General features: G+C 68.1%; 15 protein-coding genes. 4 read left to right on the top strand and 11 right to left on the bottom strand.

Annotated elements, in window-relative coordinates:
• Nucleotides 1–16: 16 nt before the first annotated feature.
• The 3 genes from EV643_RS16070 to EV643_RS16060 form a co-directional block, all read right to left on the bottom strand.
• Nucleotides 17–898 carry a carbohydrate ABC transporter permease gene (locus EV643_RS16070; RefSeq protein WP_133800883.1) on the bottom strand — a complete coding sequence of 294 codons (882 nt, stop codon included), beginning with the start codon at nucleotides 896–898 and terminating at the stop codon, nucleotides 17–19.
• Nucleotides 895–1,824: an ABC transporter permease gene (locus EV643_RS16065; protein WP_133800882.1), complete on the bottom strand. Its 930-nt coding sequence runs from the start codon at nucleotides 1,822–1,824 to the stop codon at nucleotides 895–897. Before EV643_RS16065 ends, EV643_RS16070 begins: the two co-directional genes overlap by 4 nt.
• Before the next feature lie 72 nt (nucleotides 1,825–1,896).
• On the bottom strand, nucleotides 1,897–3,552 hold the full coding sequence (locus tag EV643_RS16060; protein ID WP_133800881.1) for a type 2 periplasmic-binding domain-containing protein: 1,656 nt from the start codon (nucleotides 3,550–3,552) through the stop codon (nucleotides 1,897–1,899).
• 171 nt (nucleotides 3,553–3,723) lie between these two features.
• Here EV643_RS16060 and EV643_RS16055 point away from each other — a divergent pair, with 171 nt between their 5' ends.
• Nucleotides 3,724–4,575, top strand: a complete 852-nt coding sequence (locus EV643_RS16055) for an ACT domain-containing protein (protein ID WP_133800880.1) — start codon at nucleotides 3,724–3,726, stop codon at nucleotides 4,573–4,575.
• On the opposite strand, the gene EV643_RS16050 is transcribed toward EV643_RS16055, so the two are convergent.
• Nucleotides 4,541–5,284, bottom strand: a complete 744-nt coding sequence (locus EV643_RS16050; RefSeq protein ID WP_133800879.1) for a GAF and ANTAR domain-containing protein — start codon at nucleotides 5,282–5,284, stop codon at nucleotides 4,541–4,543. The genes EV643_RS16055 and EV643_RS16050 overlap by 35 nt on opposite strands.
• A 140-nt stretch (nucleotides 5,285–5,424) precedes the next feature.
• Between EV643_RS16050 and EV643_RS16045 the strand changes: the two genes are divergently transcribed.
• Together EV643_RS16045 and EV643_RS16040 are read left to right on the top strand one after the other, a co-directional pair.
• A complete protein-coding gene (locus EV643_RS16045) occupies nucleotides 5,425–5,607 on the top strand; it encodes a hypothetical protein (RefSeq protein WP_133800878.1) in 183 nt (60 codons plus the stop codon).
• A gap of 163 nt (nucleotides 5,608–5,770) precedes the next feature.
• Entirely contained in the window at nucleotides 5,771–6,661 is an 891-nt protein-coding gene (locus EV643_RS16040; RefSeq protein ID WP_133800877.1) for a hypothetical protein, read from the top strand.
• Here EV643_RS16040 and EV643_RS16035 read toward each other — a convergent pair.
• Complete coding sequence (locus EV643_RS16035; protein WP_238165612.1) at nucleotides 6,658–7,665, bottom strand: zinc-binding alcohol dehydrogenase family protein; 1,008 nt, start codon at nucleotides 7,663–7,665, stop codon at nucleotides 6,658–6,660. The genes EV643_RS16040 and EV643_RS16035 overlap by 4 nt on opposite strands.
• Nucleotides 7,666–7,751: 86 nt before the next feature.
• Here EV643_RS16035 and EV643_RS16030 point away from each other — a divergent pair, with 86 nt between their 5' ends.
• The gene (locus EV643_RS16030) at nucleotides 7,752–7,952 is read left to right on the top strand and encodes a DUF1918 domain-containing protein (protein WP_133800876.1); all 201 of its coding nucleotides are present in this window, start codon (nucleotides 7,752–7,754) and stop codon (nucleotides 7,950–7,952) included.
• Nucleotides 7,953–7,962: 10 nt separating this feature from the next.
• Here EV643_RS16030 and EV643_RS16025 read toward each other — a convergent pair whose 3' ends face one another.
• The 6 genes from EV643_RS16025 to EV643_RS16000 form a co-directional block, all read right to left on the bottom strand.
• A complete protein-coding gene (locus tag EV643_RS16025; RefSeq protein ID WP_133800875.1) occupies nucleotides 7,963–8,619 on the bottom strand; it encodes an HAD family hydrolase in 657 nt (218 codons plus the stop codon).
• A 23-nt stretch (nucleotides 8,620–8,642) separates the two neighbouring features.
• Nucleotides 8,643–9,530, bottom strand: a complete 888-nt coding sequence (locus EV643_RS16020; protein ID WP_133800874.1) for a universal stress protein — start codon at nucleotides 9,528–9,530, stop codon at nucleotides 8,643–8,645.
• 15 nt (nucleotides 9,531–9,545) lie between these two features.
• Entirely contained in the window at nucleotides 9,546–9,821 is a 276-nt protein-coding gene (locus tag EV643_RS16015; protein ID WP_133800873.1) for a DUF1876 domain-containing protein, read from the bottom strand.
• An 88-nt stretch (nucleotides 9,822–9,909) separates the two neighbouring features.
• Complete coding sequence (locus EV643_RS16010; protein ID WP_133800872.1) at nucleotides 9,910–10,815, bottom strand: zinc metalloprotease; 906 nt, start codon at nucleotides 10,813–10,815, stop codon at nucleotides 9,910–9,912.
• Between the two features lie 77 nt (nucleotides 10,816–10,892).
• A complete protein-coding gene (locus tag EV643_RS16005; RefSeq protein WP_202869575.1) occupies nucleotides 10,893–12,992 on the bottom strand; it encodes a hypothetical protein in 2,100 nt (699 codons plus the stop codon).
• Between the two features lie 429 nt (nucleotides 12,993–13,421).
• A complete protein-coding gene (locus EV643_RS16000; protein ID WP_133800871.1) occupies nucleotides 13,422–13,877 on the bottom strand; it encodes a MarR family winged helix-turn-helix transcriptional regulator in 456 nt (151 codons plus the stop codon).
• Between the last annotated feature and the right edge of the window lie 3 nt (nucleotides 13,878–13,880).

Raw genomic sequence — 13,880 nt, 5'->3', positions numbered from 1 at the left:
GTGGGTAATCCTTGCACTACCCCTTGATCGCACCGGTGATGACGCCCTTGTTGAAGTGGCGCTGCAGGAACGGGTAGACCATCGCGATCGGAACCAGCGCGACCACCACGACGGCCATCTGCAACGACTGCGGCTGCGGCAGCGGTTCGACCCCGAGCTGATCGGCCGACAACGACTTGCCCTGCAGCACGTAGGTCCGCAGGATCACCTGGACCGGCCACTTCGCGGTGTCGTTGATGTAGAGCAGCGCGTTGAAGAAGGCGTTCCAGAACCCGACCGCGTAGAACAGCCCGACCACCGCGATCACCGCCTTCGACAGCGGGATGATGATCCGGCGCAGGATGGTGAAGTCGCTCGCGCCGTCGATCCGGGCACTCTCCAGCAGTTCGGCCGGCACGTTCATGAAGAACGTCCGCATCACCACGAAGTTGAACGCCCCGAGCGCCCCCGGCAGGATCAGCGACCACAGGCTGTCGATCAGGCCGAGTTGCTTGACCATCAGGAACATCGGGATGATCCCGGGCGCGAACAGCAACGTGAACAACACCATCAGCAGCACCGGCCGCCCGAACAGCACCGGCCGCGAGGTCGCATACGCCAACGCGATCGTGGTGGCGAGCGCGATCGCGGTACCGACCACGGTGACGAAGACGCTGACCATGATCGCCCGGCCCATCAGCCCACCGCTGAACAACGTGTCGTACGCCTTCAGCGTCGGGTGTTTCGGCCAGAGCACGTAGCCACCGGCCTCGATGATGTCCTGGTCGCTGGCCAGCGAGGTGGAGACCACCACCATGATCGGGACGATGATCGCCAGCGCGAACCCGCCGAGCACCACCGCCTTCACAGTCTGGTACCCCGGCGCCGCCGGCTCTTTCCAGATCGGGCGGCGGCTCATGACTGGCCTCTCTTCTGGAAGATCCCCGGTTCGCCGAGCCGGTGGGCGATCGAGTTCGCGCCCCACAGCAACAGCGCGCTGATCACGCCTTTGGCCAGACCGGCCGCGGCTCCACTGCTCCAGTCACCACCGACCACGCCCGCGTAGTACGTGAACGTGTCGAGCACTTCCGCGGCGCCCGGGCCGACCGAGTCGCGCTGCAGGATGAACTGCTCGAAGCCGACGCTGAGCACGTCACCGATCCGCAGGATGAGCAGCAGCACGATGACCGTTCGCATCGACGGCAGCGTGATGTGCCAGAGCCGGCGCCACCGGCCCGCCCCGTCGGCCGCGGCCGCTTCGTACAGCGCCACGTCCACACTCGACAGCGCGGCCAGGAAGATGATCATCGCCCAGCCGGCGTCCTTCCAGACCAGTTGCCCGACCACCAGCAACGGGAACGTGTCCGGGTTCGTCATGAACGGGATCGGGTCGAACCCGGCCTGCCGGAGCAGGTTGTTGACGAACCCGGCGCCGCCGAGCGACTGCTGGAAGAGCGCGATGACGAGCACCCAGGACAGGAAGTGCGGCAGATAGGCGATGGTCTGGAAGGCACGCCGGATCCGGTTGCTCACCAGCGAGTCCACGATCAGCGCGAGCGCCAGCGGGACCGGGAAGAACAGCACCAACTGGGCGAGCGCGAGGATCAGGGTGTTGCGCAACGCGTCCCAGAAGTCCGGGTTCGCGTACAGGTTGACGAAGTTCTGTACGCCGTTCCACTCGCTGTGCATGATGCCCAGGTACGGCTGGAAGTCCTGGAACGCGACCAGGTTGCCGAGGATCGGCACGTAGAAGAACAGCAGCAGGAAGACCACACCGGGGATCATCAGCACGACCATCTGCCAGTCGCGCCGCCACCGGACCCGGAACGGCAGGTTCCTCGCCACCTGCCGTTCCCGTACGGACGAAGCTTTCTCGACCGGGGCGGTGGGGTGGGGAAGGAGTCTGTTCAGCATCGATCAGGACCCGGTGACCGGAACGCTCGCCGGCAGCACGGCCTCGAACTCGCCGCGCATCTTGTCACCGCCGCCGCTCTTCCAGCGCCGCAGTGCCTCGTCGTAGGCGTCGATCTTCTGCCGGCCGGTGACGATGTCGACGATCGTGTCCCGGAACGCCGCGGTCAGCTTCGGGCCGACCTTGCTGCTGGTGTCGGAGTACGTGCCGGCGGTCGGGTTGCGCATCGCAATCTTCAGCAGTTCCTGCTCGGTCGCGTGGATCTTCTTGGTGTCGTCGGGGAACGCCGGGTTGAAGATCACGCTCTCCGGCGCCGTCATGATCTGCAGCGCGCTGACCAGCCCCGGACCCTGCTGAGTACCGGCCGGGGTGAACACCGGGTTCTTCTGCCCGTCCAGCTTGTACTGCGCGCCCTCGGTGCCGAAGTTCTTCTGCAGGAACTCCTTCGTCCCGAACGGCGCGGACAGGTAGTTCATCAGCGCCAGCAGTTCGCGGATCCGGCCCTCGTCGGTCTTCTTGAACGGGGTGAACCCGACCGTGCCGTAGCCCATGTCGTAGATCGGCTTGGCCTTGCCGTCGTGGCCGAACGGGATCAGCGTGTCCACGAACAGGGTCGGGTCGAGCGCCCGGAAGTCGGCCGTCGCCCGCGGCCCGACCACGACCTGCGCGGCGATCTGGCCGTTCACCGTCTTCGGGGTCGCGTCGGCCAGGTTGAGGTCGGGGTAGAAGACCTTCGCGGCCCACAGTTTGGCGGCGTACTCGACCGCGGCCTTGTAGTTGTCGGTCTCGTACAGGTGGGTGAGCGAGCGGTCCTGGTTCACCCGCCAGCCGGTCGGGGCGCCGAACCACTCGCCGAACATGTGCAGCATGTTGATGATCGCGGGCTCGAGCGCGTAGTTCGTGCCCTGGCTGAGTTCCTTGCACTTGGCGAAGAACTCGTCGGCGGTCTCGCACTGCAGGCCGCCGACCTTCGCCCAGGTCTTCGGGTTGCCCATCATCACCTGGCCGAACGGCGTGGACGGGATCGGCGCGCCCCAGATCTTGCCGTTGACGACCGCGGTCCGCCAGGAGGCCGGCTTGAGCGCGGCCAGGTTCGGGTACTCCAGCACCGCGTCACCGGACAGGTACGTGGTCAGGTCCTGGAACTTCGCCTCCAGCATCGGGCCGATGTTCGGGATGCCCTGGTTCGGCGGCAGCCACATCAGGTCCGGCAGCGAGTCGCTCGCCAGCAGGGTGGCGAACTTCTCCGGGTACCCCGGGTCGGTGCCGATGGTGAGCCGCAGTTCCGCGCCGAGCGCCGCGTTCAGCGCCTGCCACATCGGGTTGCTGCCCATCGGCGGCGGTGGGGTCGCGAACGTCTCGGTCAGCGCGCTGACCGAGTTCTTCAGCGGTGCCGCCTGAACGCTGGCGATCGCGTTCTCGGGGAACCGAAGGAAACCGGGCTCGAGCCCGGACTCCGCACCCGGCAGGTCCGGCTGGAAGCCTTCGAACGGCCGGTACGTTGGCAGCTTGAGCTCGCCGGACGCCTTCGCGCCGCCGCCCTGCGCGCCCCCGTCGCCGCAGGACGTCAGCATCGGTCCGAACGCGGCCGCGCCCGCCACGGCCCCGGTCAGCCCGAGGAATCGCCGCCTGCCGACCCTGCTCTCCGTGAACCCCGACATCGCGTCCTCCTCGTCACATAGTGACTGTTGTTGATCTTTATTGGCATGAACTGCTCACTAAAGAGCACTTAAACGTTAACCGGGACCGTAAACCCCTCGACCCGGCCGGCGCAAGAGAGAACTTCATGTCGGTGCAACAGCCGGGCAACAGCCGGACCTCACCCTGATGGCATGGATCAGCTACGTGCGGCGGTCACCGGCGGTACGGCGTGCGGCGAGTGCGGGCAGTGGCCGCATCCACCAAGACTGCGGCTGACAGTGGCCAAGTTGCTTGCGATCTTCCCGGTCGAGCTGGCCCTGCACGCCGCCGTCCTCGCCCTCCACCCGCCGTTGCTGGTCGCCGTCTCGCTGCTTGTCGTCACCACGACCGCGCTGGTGATCTGGGTGGTGGAGCCGTCGACCATGCGGTTGCTGGCCTCCTGGCTGCACGCCCCCGGCCGGCGCGCCCGGGCGCGGGTCGAGCAGGCGTCCGCGCTCTGGCAGTTGCGCGTCACGCTCGACGACCGCGCCGGCCAGCTGGAGCGCCTGACGCACGAGCTGACCCGATTGGACGTGAACATCCTCGGCCTGCACGTCCACCCGGTTGAGGAAGGCGTCCGCGACGAACTCGTCGTCAGTACGCCGGACGGCGTCGGCCCGGACGATCTGCTCGAGGCGGCCGCGATCGCGGGCGGACAGAACCCACACGTCCAGTCGACCTCGGCACTCGCCCTCGTCGACGGCCAGACCAAGGCGCTGAACCTGTCCGCCCGGGTCGTCGCCGATCCGGCCGAACTGCCGCAAGCGGTCGCCGAGTTGCTGGGCGCCCGGTTGATCACCGACCAGGCTGCGATCACCGGCAGCAGGTTGCCGAGCGACGGCACGGTGCTGAAGATCCCGTCCCCTTGGTCCGGTCTGTTCGCCTTCACCCGCCCCGGCGAACCCTTCACCCCGGCCGAGTCCGCCCGCGCCCACCGTCTCGCCCAACTCGCCGAACTGGCCCGGCCGGTTACTTGCTACAGCCGGCCTCGGCATCACGGATGAGCTCGGCCGCCACGTCGCGGAGCTTGCGGTTGGATTGGCGGCTGAACCGGACGAGCGTGGTGAAGGACCGGTCGGAGGTGATCGAGTAACGCTCCATCAGCAGGCCGACGGCCTGGCCGATCAGATCGCGGGTCTCGATCGCGGCCAACAGGTTCTCCTCCCGCTGCGCGCCCGAATAGGCCACCGCGGCATGCGCGGCCAGCAGCCGGCCGACATGCTCGGACTCGTCGGTGAACGCGTCGGCGGTCTCGGCGTACAGGTTGAGGGCGCAGAGGCTGTCGTCCTTCACGACCATCGGAAACGCCAGCATGCTCAGGGCTCCGAGCTCGGCCGCGCGCGGAGCGAACCGCGGCCAGCGCTCGTCGGAACGCATGTCGTCGACCCGGATGATCCGGCGTTGAAGCACTGCGTCGAGACATGGGCCCTCCTGCAGCTCCGACATCACCGTGTCGACGCGAGCCGGCAGTGAACCCGACGCGGCCTTGTGCTCGAACCGTCGCCGGCCGACGAGTTCCGTGACGGAACCGTCCTGGGTCCCCGGCACCAAGTCGATCGCGGCCTGCACGACCTCCCGCAGTACGTCGTCCGGATCGTCGGCATGGTGCAGGTCACGGGCGAGCTCGCTCAGGTCGTGCGCAAGCTGGTCCGGTCCGGCCTCGATAGGCTGCGACTCCGGCCCCACGCTCCGCAACTTGCGCTGATCGGTCACCAGGCCTGTCCCAACATCCCTTGGTACCACCCGCGCGACCCGCGGCGCTAGGTCTTGATTAGGCCGCGCCCAGCGGTCATAGTGATTGAGCCTCGGACAGCTTGGGCACCGGATCCTTAATCCGACCTGTCGAGGCTGCCATGAGCGATTCAGACATCAGCACCGTCCGCCGGCTGATCGCTGCCCTGCACGCCGTCGAGGACGAGCTGCGCGACGCCCGCCGTACCGCGGACTTTGAGGCACTGACAACCCTTGTCCGGCGCAAACAGACCCTTTTGCGGCAAATACGCCGACGCCGCCTGCTCCGGGACCGCGTGGCCTGACGGCACCCACCGACCGATTGCGGGCCCGTCCCTCAGCAGAGGGGCCAGGGGAGCGGGCCCGCAATCGCCTTCTGGGGTTGAGATGTGGTAACAACCGCGGCTGCTGTTCTTGCCGACCGCATCGACGCGAGCGCACCGTGGAAGGGACGGGAAGGGGGCGCGTATGAACGTGCTGCTTGCCCCGTGGCGTGCGATCGAGCTGGTGTTCCTGAAGCTCGCGTTGGTGGTGCTCACAGTCGTCGAGTTCTTCGCCAGACTGTTCCGGCGGCGACCGGCCCGCGCCCCGCAGTACGGGCCTCGTCGGGTGACGCCGCGGCGCGTTCTGAGGGTGTTCGTCGGGACGCTGTTGATCGTGGTCGGGTTGGGTGCTTTGCCCGTCGGCGCGGTCGGACTGTGGCTGGACCTGACCGGGCGTGATTCCAGCGGTTTCATCGGGACCGATCTCAAACGCTTCAGCAGCACCGGGCACGCGATCGTCACCGAGCCGGGTGCGTTGCGGCTCGACGGGCCGGCCGGGGTGACGAACCAACTGCTGGGCGAGATCCGGGTCACCGGAGTCAGCGGGACCACGGCGCCGCTGTTCATCGGGATCGCGACCAGCCAGAACGCCGCGAACTACCTCGCGCCGGTCGAGCACACCGTCATCCCCCGGCTGGACCAGAACTCCCCCGAACCCGTGTCGGACGAACGCGCCGGTCGGGCACCTGCGGAGCGGCCGGGTCCGCAGTGGATCTGGGCCGCTCAGGCCAGCGGTCCAGGACTACAGGCAGTTCACTGGCGGCCGCGCGTGGGCGACTGGTCTGTCGTCGTGATGAACGCCGACGGCAGCCGCGGAGTAGAGGCCGATCTCGCTGTCTCCGTGAGCGTCCCGTGGCTCGACGATGCGGCGTACGGCCTCCTCGGCGGCGGCACCCTCGCGCTGCTGATCGGGACCCTCCTGGCTGCTCGCCGCCCGCCACGCGAACGCCGCTTCATCAAGTATCAACGCCGCCTCGCCAAGGAACGGCGCCTCCACCAGGAAACGACACCGCGCGGGGAAACGACGTCTCGCTAGAGAACGGCGACCGTCGACCCGCTGACCCGGCTGTGGGCGACGTCCGCCAGGGCGCGGTCGAGCTGGCCGAACGGTACGACGGTCGTGTGCGCGGCGATCCGCAGCCGCGACGCCAGCCGGAACAGCTCCTCCCCGTCCCGCCGGGTGTTCGACGTGACACTGCGCAGATCCCGCTCGTGGAAGAGGTGCCGCTGGTAGTTGAGCACCGGTACGTCGGACAGGTGGATCCCCGCGACGGCCAGAGTCCCACCGGGCTTGAGCGCCTCCATCGCGATCGGAACGAGCTCGCCCGCCGGCGCGAACAGGATCGCCGAGTCCAGCCCGACCGGTGGAACGTCCCGGGCGTCCCCCACGAACGACGCGCCCAAGTCCCGCGCGAGAGCCTGATTCCGCTCGCCCCGGGTCAGCACGAACAACTCCGCACCCTGAGCAAGCGCGAGCTGCGCGGTCAGGTGCGCGGACGACCCGAACCCATAGATCCCGAGTCGTCCGCCCGGCGGCAGGTTCGACCGCAGCAGGGACCGATAGCCGATGATCCCGGCACACAGGAGCGGGGCGAGCTCCTCGACCGGACGATCCGCCGGCAGCACATACGCGTAGTCCTGCGGCACGGCCGCGTACTCGGCGAACCCGCCGTCGGCGTCCCAGCCCGTGTACGCCGATCGTGGGCACAGGTTCTCCGACCCGGCGCGGCAGAATTCGCAGTACCCGCAGGTGCTTCGCAACCAGGCGATCCCGATCCGGGCGCCGAGCTCGAACCGGCCGGCCCCGGATCCACGCGCGACCACCTCGCCGACCACCTGGTGGCCGGGGACGACACCCGGCCGGCGTGGTTCGAGGTCACCCTCGCTCAGATGCAGGTCGGTCCGGCAGATCCCGCAGGCCAGCACCCGGACCAGGACCTCACCGGGTGCGGGCTCCGGCACAGCCCGGGTGATCCGGCGCAGTGGGCCTTCGTCGATCGGACCGGGCCGTTCCACCGCCCAGACAGCCATCTCATCCATACCCCGACCTTCTCAGACCCTTCCCGAAGTGACCGCCCGAGTGTTGTGCTGGAGATAGCACAAACAGGCAGCAGAAGGAGGTGCCCATGAAGGCCACAGCAGGTGACCAGGTAGTCGTGGAAGCCAGCCATCTGATGGCCCATCGGCGAGAAGGCGTCGTGGTGAAGGTGGACGACCCGGCCGGCGCGCCGCCGTACCTGGTGCACTGGACCGATACGGACACCGAGACCCTGTTCTTCCCCGGTCCCGACTGTCACGTGGTACCGGGACGACACGAGGGGTCGTAGCCGCCCCGCGCTAGCGCTCGAGCAGTTGGAGGGCCTCGGTTATCGAGTCGGCCACCGGGACACCGGTCCGTTCGAGCGCCGCGCGACTCATCGCGCCCGTGGCGACCAGGATGGAGCGCGCTCCGGCGGCCTCGGCGGCCAGCGCGTCATCCACGACGTCGCCGATCACCAGCACCTCGGTGGGGTCGAGGTCCTGTGCCCGCAGGTGGTTCACCAGGTGCTCGGCCTTCGAATCGCCACCGACCTCGGTGGTCAGCCCGTCCACCCGGCGGAACAACTCGGTCAGCCCGAACCGCTCGACCGTCGGGACCAGCTGCGCGTGGAACCACATCGACAACAGCGACTGGGTGCGGCCGCTCGCACTCCACGCGTGCAACTGATCCGGGACGCCCTTGGCCAATCCGCAGGTGTGCAGCTGCAGGTCGTACCGCTCGTGGTACAGGCGGTCGATCAGCGCCCAGTCCTCGTCGGTCAGCACCCGGTCGAGCAAGTGCTCGTACGTCCGCCGCAACGGTCGCGCGTACAGCTCGCGCCACTCGTCCCAGGTCAACGCCGTGCGCCCGAATCCCACGCACACTTCGTTGACCGCGGCAAGCACCACGTCGTTGTCGTCCAGCAGGGTCCCGTTCCAGTCCCACACGATGTGGGACGTCCTCACGTCAGTCACCCCCGCACCCTATCCGGGCCTCCTCAGCGGGGTTCGTGGACGATGGCGATCGGGCAGGTGGCGTGGTGCAGTACGCCGCGAGCCGTCGAGCCGAGCAGGATCGACACCAGGCGACTGTGGTTGCGACCGCCCAGGACGAGCAACTGCGCAGCCGAATCCGTCACCGCGTCGGCCAGCGCGTACACGGGATGGCCGCGCCGGGTCTCGGTCTGGATGGTCGTGTCGGGGTACTTCTCCCGCCACAACTGCGCGGTGTGCTCGAGCTGTGCCGCGTGGTGCTCCTGCCACTCGGTGACGGTCCCGGCGGACGGCCCGACGTCCCACGAGTAGATGCCGCCGACGTCCCAGACGTGCACGAGCCGGACCGGCACCCACCGCTCGACAGCGAGACCGATCCCGAACTCGATGGCCGCCTCGCACTGCTCGGACTCGTCCACGCCGATCGCGATCGGAGCGTCCGTCGTGCCGGGCGTCCACGGCGTGGGCACGACCACCACCGGAGCCTTGGCCTCGTGCGCGACCGCTTCGGCGGTGGAACCGATCAGCAGCCTGCCGAGCAGCCCGTGTTGGTGCCGATGGCCGTGTCCGTGCCGGCCGACCACGAGCATCCGGAGGCCGTCCGCGGCCCGGGCCAGTGTCTGCGCCGGCGGACCGGCCGCGACGTGCGCCGTGTGCCGGAGTTGCCCTCCATGCGCGCCGAGGTAGTCGTCGACCTCGGCCACCAGCCGCTGAGCGGCCTGATCGACGTCGACCGTCGCGAAGTGCGGTCCGGACGACGGTTTCGTGTCGACGACGTGGATCGCCCTGATCGGTTGCGAACTGAACCGGGATTCCTGCAGAGCCCAGTCGACAGCGCCCGCCAGGGCCCACGAGCTGTCGACACCTACTGCGATGATGGATCTGGAGTTCATCACGACCTCCGGGGTTCAGCTGCGCAGATGCACCCGCCGCTTGGTGATCTGCTCGATGTCGGTCGCCGCGGCGTGGATCAGCTCGTGCGACAGATTCGCCAGCGCCCGGGCCACCGCCAGCTCGTCACCGATCTCGGCGACCTCCACGTCGTCCGGGTGCCGGTGCGCGGTCCCCTGACCGACCAGCTCGGACTCGCTGTCCTTGTGCAACCGGGCCTCCGCCCGGGTGACCCGATCCTCTTCGTGCTCGTCGATGAAGATATCGACGCTCCACTCCCGGCTGGCGCCCATCGCCCTCACCTTCCCACTCGGAAACCCTCTACTCCCAGCGGTACTCCCCCGAACCCTCCTGGTCAACGGGGACGTCACGGCTGGAACGTCAGGAGCGGTAGAACTGCCAGGCGTCGGCCATTCGCTGGGCCTGGCCGGGGGTGAACTCGGTGTAGCAGGAGTCGAACGAGTAGTCCATGTAGTTGTGGATCGGGTCGAGCCCGGGTGCCTTGCAGGTGTCCTTGCCTTCGGGGCAGCCGCTGGTCGGGACCTTCTGCGCCGGTGTGTCGTCGACGAAATCGCCCTTCGCGCTGCAACCGCCGAAGAAGGTGTGCTCGAGGTTCAGCCAGTGCCCGACCTCGTGCGTGCCCGTCTCGCCCTGGTCGAAGCGCCCGGCGTACGTCGTCGAGGTGCCCAGCATCGACTCCCAGTCGACGACCACGCCATCGAGGTAGGCCTGCCCGGGCTTCGTCACGATGTCCGGCAGGTAGGCCCAGCCGAGGAAGTCGCCCGCTGTCGTCGAGTAATAGTTCAGGTCGCCCGGTCCACCGGTGTGCAGGGCCCGCTTCATGCTGTGTTCGTTCGTGCCGCCGGGGTTGGCGTAGAACCACGCGGCGTTGTCCGTCCGGGTCACACCGGCGAGCTCGAACTCGAATCCGGTGTCCGCGCCGCCCTCACCACCGGCGAACGTGTTGTTCAGTACGGTGATCTGGGCCCGGATCTGGTTCGCTGTGACCGCTCCGATCGAACCGTCGGTGACCACGTGGAAGTAGACCGGGACGGTCACCGTGGCGCCACTCTTCGCCTTCCCCTTCGCCGAGGCCGGCAGATCCTCGTGCACCTGGCCGAGCACCGGCTCGCGGTGTTCCCCACCCCGCCCCAAAGCGCTGCTGTGTAACTGATCGCATCCATCCGACCACTCGTTGGCCGGCACCCGCGCCTGACTCGGCGCCGCCGTACCAGCAAGCACCATGACGGCGACCGCAACGACTCGAACTGACCTGTTCCTCTTCATAACTGCCCCCTGACCTCTGGCAATTCCTGACTCTAGGCACCCCGACTGCAGGGCACCAGAGGACAGGACTGTCCGGATCAGGTACGGCGGCGGTGGACCATGATCAGGACGAGGGCGAGGAGCAGGATGGCCGCGGCGGCGAGGGTTGCCGGGAGCCAGAGGGAGTTGTCGGCAGCGGTCGTGGTGGTTGCCGAGGGCGTGTTGTCCTCGGCCGGCTGCTTGGGGACTACCTTTGCCGCGGCTGGCTTCAGCGTGACGTCGTTGCCGTCGCCGCCCTTGTAGGTGAGCTGGTACGCCGCGACCCGGGCGCCTTCGGGGAGGTTGGTGAAGGCGCCGGCGATCGGGTCGGTGCCGTCGTTGGTGATGAGCGGGACTTCCTTGGTGAGCTTGGCCGGTGGGGTGAGCTCGAGGTTCCCGGCCAGCGATACCTTGCCGGTCACGCGGATCGGCGTACCGGTCGCGCGGGTGGACAGTCGACCCTCGGCGGTCTGCTCGAAATCGCCCTTGACGGTGAACGTGCCACCGGCGGTGCCGATGTTGACGAGTCGGCCGCCCTGGAAGGTGCCGGACAGTTTGGCCTGGCGGCTCAAGGTGAGCGTGGCGCGGTCGCCGTACAGGACTGTGGTGCCGGAGGCCTGGCTGAGGTTGCGGAGAGTCTGGTTGCCGGTCTTGGTCAGGTCCAGCTTCGCGCCGGATTTGGTGAGCATCACGGCGCTGCTGGACTTCAGGGTGCCGCCGGTGAGCGCCAGGACTCCGCGCGTGATCACCGTCTTGCCCGTGTAGGTCTGCGCCCCGGCGAGGCGAGTGGTCGCCGCACCGGCCTGGGTCAGCGAACCGGTGCCGCTGATCTTCGACAGCGTGATCGCCTTGTCGGTATTGCTGACCACCAGCGCGCCGTCGTTGACGATCTGGAACAACGCGGCCTTACTCAACAGGCTGCCGTCGCCGCCGGGCCGTCCACTTCCGAGGCGCAGGATCGCGCCCTTCTCGATCGTGGTCGAGCCGTCGTAGTACTGGTCGGCGGCGAACGTCACGTCGTTGCCGCGGACGGACTTGATCACGACGTCCCCGGCACCCGGCGATTTCAGGGTGTCGTGGAACACACCGCCACCGATCGGGGCGCCGAGCGTCACCGGGCCGTTGTAGGCGAAGGTGAGTTTGGAGCGGAACCGCGCGGCCAGCAGGTTGATGTAGACGGTGTCCGCGGTGCCCGGCATGAAGATCTTGTTGGTGCTGCCGTCGCCCCACTGGACGTCGGCGCCCTTGATGTTGGTGCCGCGCTTGTTCAGGTCGTGCGGGATCTTCCGCCAGTTGATCGCCGGGTCGCTGAGCGACGGGTCGGTGTTGCCGCCGCGATCCGAGTAGCTGTACTGGCCGGTGAGGATCACCTTGCCGCCGGGGCGGGACTGGACGTTGATGTCGCTGCCGTACTCGCGCTGGTAGAAGTTCTGCCGGATCGTGACGGTCTGGTGCAACGGAGTGTCGATCGTCCAGGTGCCCTGGTTGAGGATGGCCCGGGCATTCGGCAGCGCGACCGTGGTCTCCGGTTTCCCGGCGGCCGCCCCGGTGCCGTTGTCGATCACTCCCGAGAACGGATTGGTGCCGGCCAGATCGAGGGTGCCCCAGAGGAACCGCGGCTGGCTGATCAGCCCGGAGCCGCTGATCGTGCCGAGGTTGAAGGACCGGGTGAGCGACAGCCGCAGGGTGCCGTTGACCTCGATGTTGTCCTGGTTGAGCTGGTAGCCGGGCGTGTTGTAGGGGAATCTGCCGATCAGCCCGGTGCCGCCGCCGTTGCCGTACTGCAGGGTCGCGCCCTGGTCGACGATGATCGCCGGTGGATCGGGGCGCGTGACCACGACGTACGGGTGGTTGCCGCCGAGGATGCGGACCGCCTGCCGTTGTCTTGCCTTGGGCAACGAGAAGTCGCTGTCCCTGGTCAGGATCAGGGTGCCGCTGCCGGCAATCCGCAGCGTTCCTTCGCCAGTGATCACCCCGTCGTACGTCGTGGTCCCCTCGGGCACGTTCACCACGGCGTCACCGGTCAAGGTGATGTTCCGATTCGCCAGGACATCGAGCGTGATGTCGCCGCTCCCGGCTGCGACCGCCGACGCGGGGATCAGCAGCGCGGCCAGTACGACCAGCGCCCCGATCATTGCGGCCGGGCGTGTTCCCGTCACTTTGTGGTCCTCCTCGAATCAGCCGGCGCCCACCCTAGTCGGCGGGCGGCCCGGCTCCGAGGCATTCGGCGAAGGCTTTGGACAGGCTTGATGTGCGGCCGTAACCTATCGGTCGCTTACCCGTCAGCGCCCGAGGCGCGGCCCCCGCTGGCGGGTTGTTTTCGCCACTGGCAGGTCATTGCACCACTGGCGGGTTGCAACAGGCCAGCGGAGCCACAACCCGATAGCGGTCCAACAACCCGGGACCTTGAACAACAACCCGGGACCGTGAACTGGCTATGTGATGTTCAAGCCCCCCACTTCTTGACCGAGGTCCCCACCGGAGCCCCGACTCGGCCCCCATGACCCGTTCACCGCCGGCTGCTCGACCGATCGACGCTCGCTACCCCCCGACCGGACCACTGGTCGCCATACCTCCCGGCGGCGCGGTCAGTGGGGCGGGTGGTCGGCCAGGGCTGCGCGGCAGTGGTTGAGGGCGTCGCGTAGGTCGCGGACCTGCTTGGCGGTCAGGTCGGCGACCATCCGGTCCTCCAGTTCGCGCACCGGCTGGTCGTAGCGCCGGAGCAGGAGCCGGCCCTTCTCGGTGAGGCTGATCAGGATCCGCCGGTTGTCCGACGGGTCCCGTCGCCGGCTGATCAGCCCGCCGTTCTCCAGCGCCGTCACGATGTCGGCCATCGACTGCGTCTTGACGAACGAGTTGCGCGCCAGCTGCGCCGAGGTCAGCCCGTCGCGCCGGCGCAGTACGGTCAACGCGGTGAACTGAACCGCGGTCACACCGGATTCCTTCAAGATGTCGTCCAGATGTGCGCGCACGGCGAGCTCGACCTGCTTGACGGCGTACAGCAACGACGGCTGGGTGCCGGCTCTCGAATCCACTTCTCGCATCTG

The sequence above is a fragment of the Kribbella caucasensis genome (assembly GCF_004361855.1).
Lineage (GTDB): Bacteria > Actinomycetota > Actinomycetes > Propionibacteriales > Kribbellaceae > Kribbella > Kribbella caucasensis.
Note: the sequence above shows the minus strand (reverse complement) of the source record. Positions and strands in the feature narration are given on the sequence as shown.

What these genes read in the sequence shown, in the direction of transcription:
- EV643_RS16070 (WP_133800883.1), bottom strand. Translation starts at nt 898, where the DNA reads ATGAGCCGCCGCCCGATCTGGAAAGAGCCGGCGGCGCCGGGGTACCAG.
- EV643_RS16060 (WP_133800881.1), bottom strand. Translation starts at nt 3,552, where the DNA reads ATGTCGGGGTTCACGGAGAGCAGGGTCGGCAGGCGGCGATTCCTCGGG.
- EV643_RS16055 (WP_133800880.1), top strand. Translation starts at nt 3,724, where the DNA reads ATGGATCAGCTACGTGCGGCGGTCACCGGCGGTACGGCGTGCGGCGAG.
- EV643_RS16045 (WP_133800878.1), top strand. Translation starts at nt 5,425, where the DNA reads ATGAGCGATTCAGACATCAGCACCGTCCGCCGGCTGATCGCTGCCCTG.
- EV643_RS16040 (WP_133800877.1), top strand. Translation starts at nt 5,771, where the DNA reads ATGAACGTGCTGCTTGCCCCGTGGCGTGCGATCGAGCTGGTGTTCCTG.
- EV643_RS16035 (WP_238165612.1), bottom strand. Translation starts at nt 7,665, where the DNA reads ATGGATGAGATGGCTGTCTGGGCGGTGGAACGGCCCGGTCCGATCGAC.
- EV643_RS16030 (WP_133800876.1), top strand. Translation starts at nt 7,752, where the DNA reads ATGAAGGCCACAGCAGGTGACCAGGTAGTCGTGGAAGCCAGCCATCTG.
- EV643_RS16020 (WP_133800874.1), bottom strand. Translation starts at nt 9,530, where the DNA reads ATGAACTCCAGATCCATCATCGCAGTAGGTGTCGACAGCTCGTGGGCC.
- EV643_RS16015 (WP_133800873.1), bottom strand. Translation starts at nt 9,821, where the DNA reads ATGGGCGCCAGCCGGGAGTGGAGCGTCGATATCTTCATCGACGAGCAC.
- EV643_RS16010 (WP_133800872.1), bottom strand. Translation starts at nt 10,815, where the DNA reads ATGAAGAGGAACAGGTCAGTTCGAGTCGTTGCGGTCGCCGTCATGGTG.
- EV643_RS16000 (WP_133800871.1), bottom strand. Translation starts at nt 13,877, where the DNA reads ATGCGAGAAGTGGATTCGAGAGCCGGCACCCAGCCGTCGTTGCTGTAC.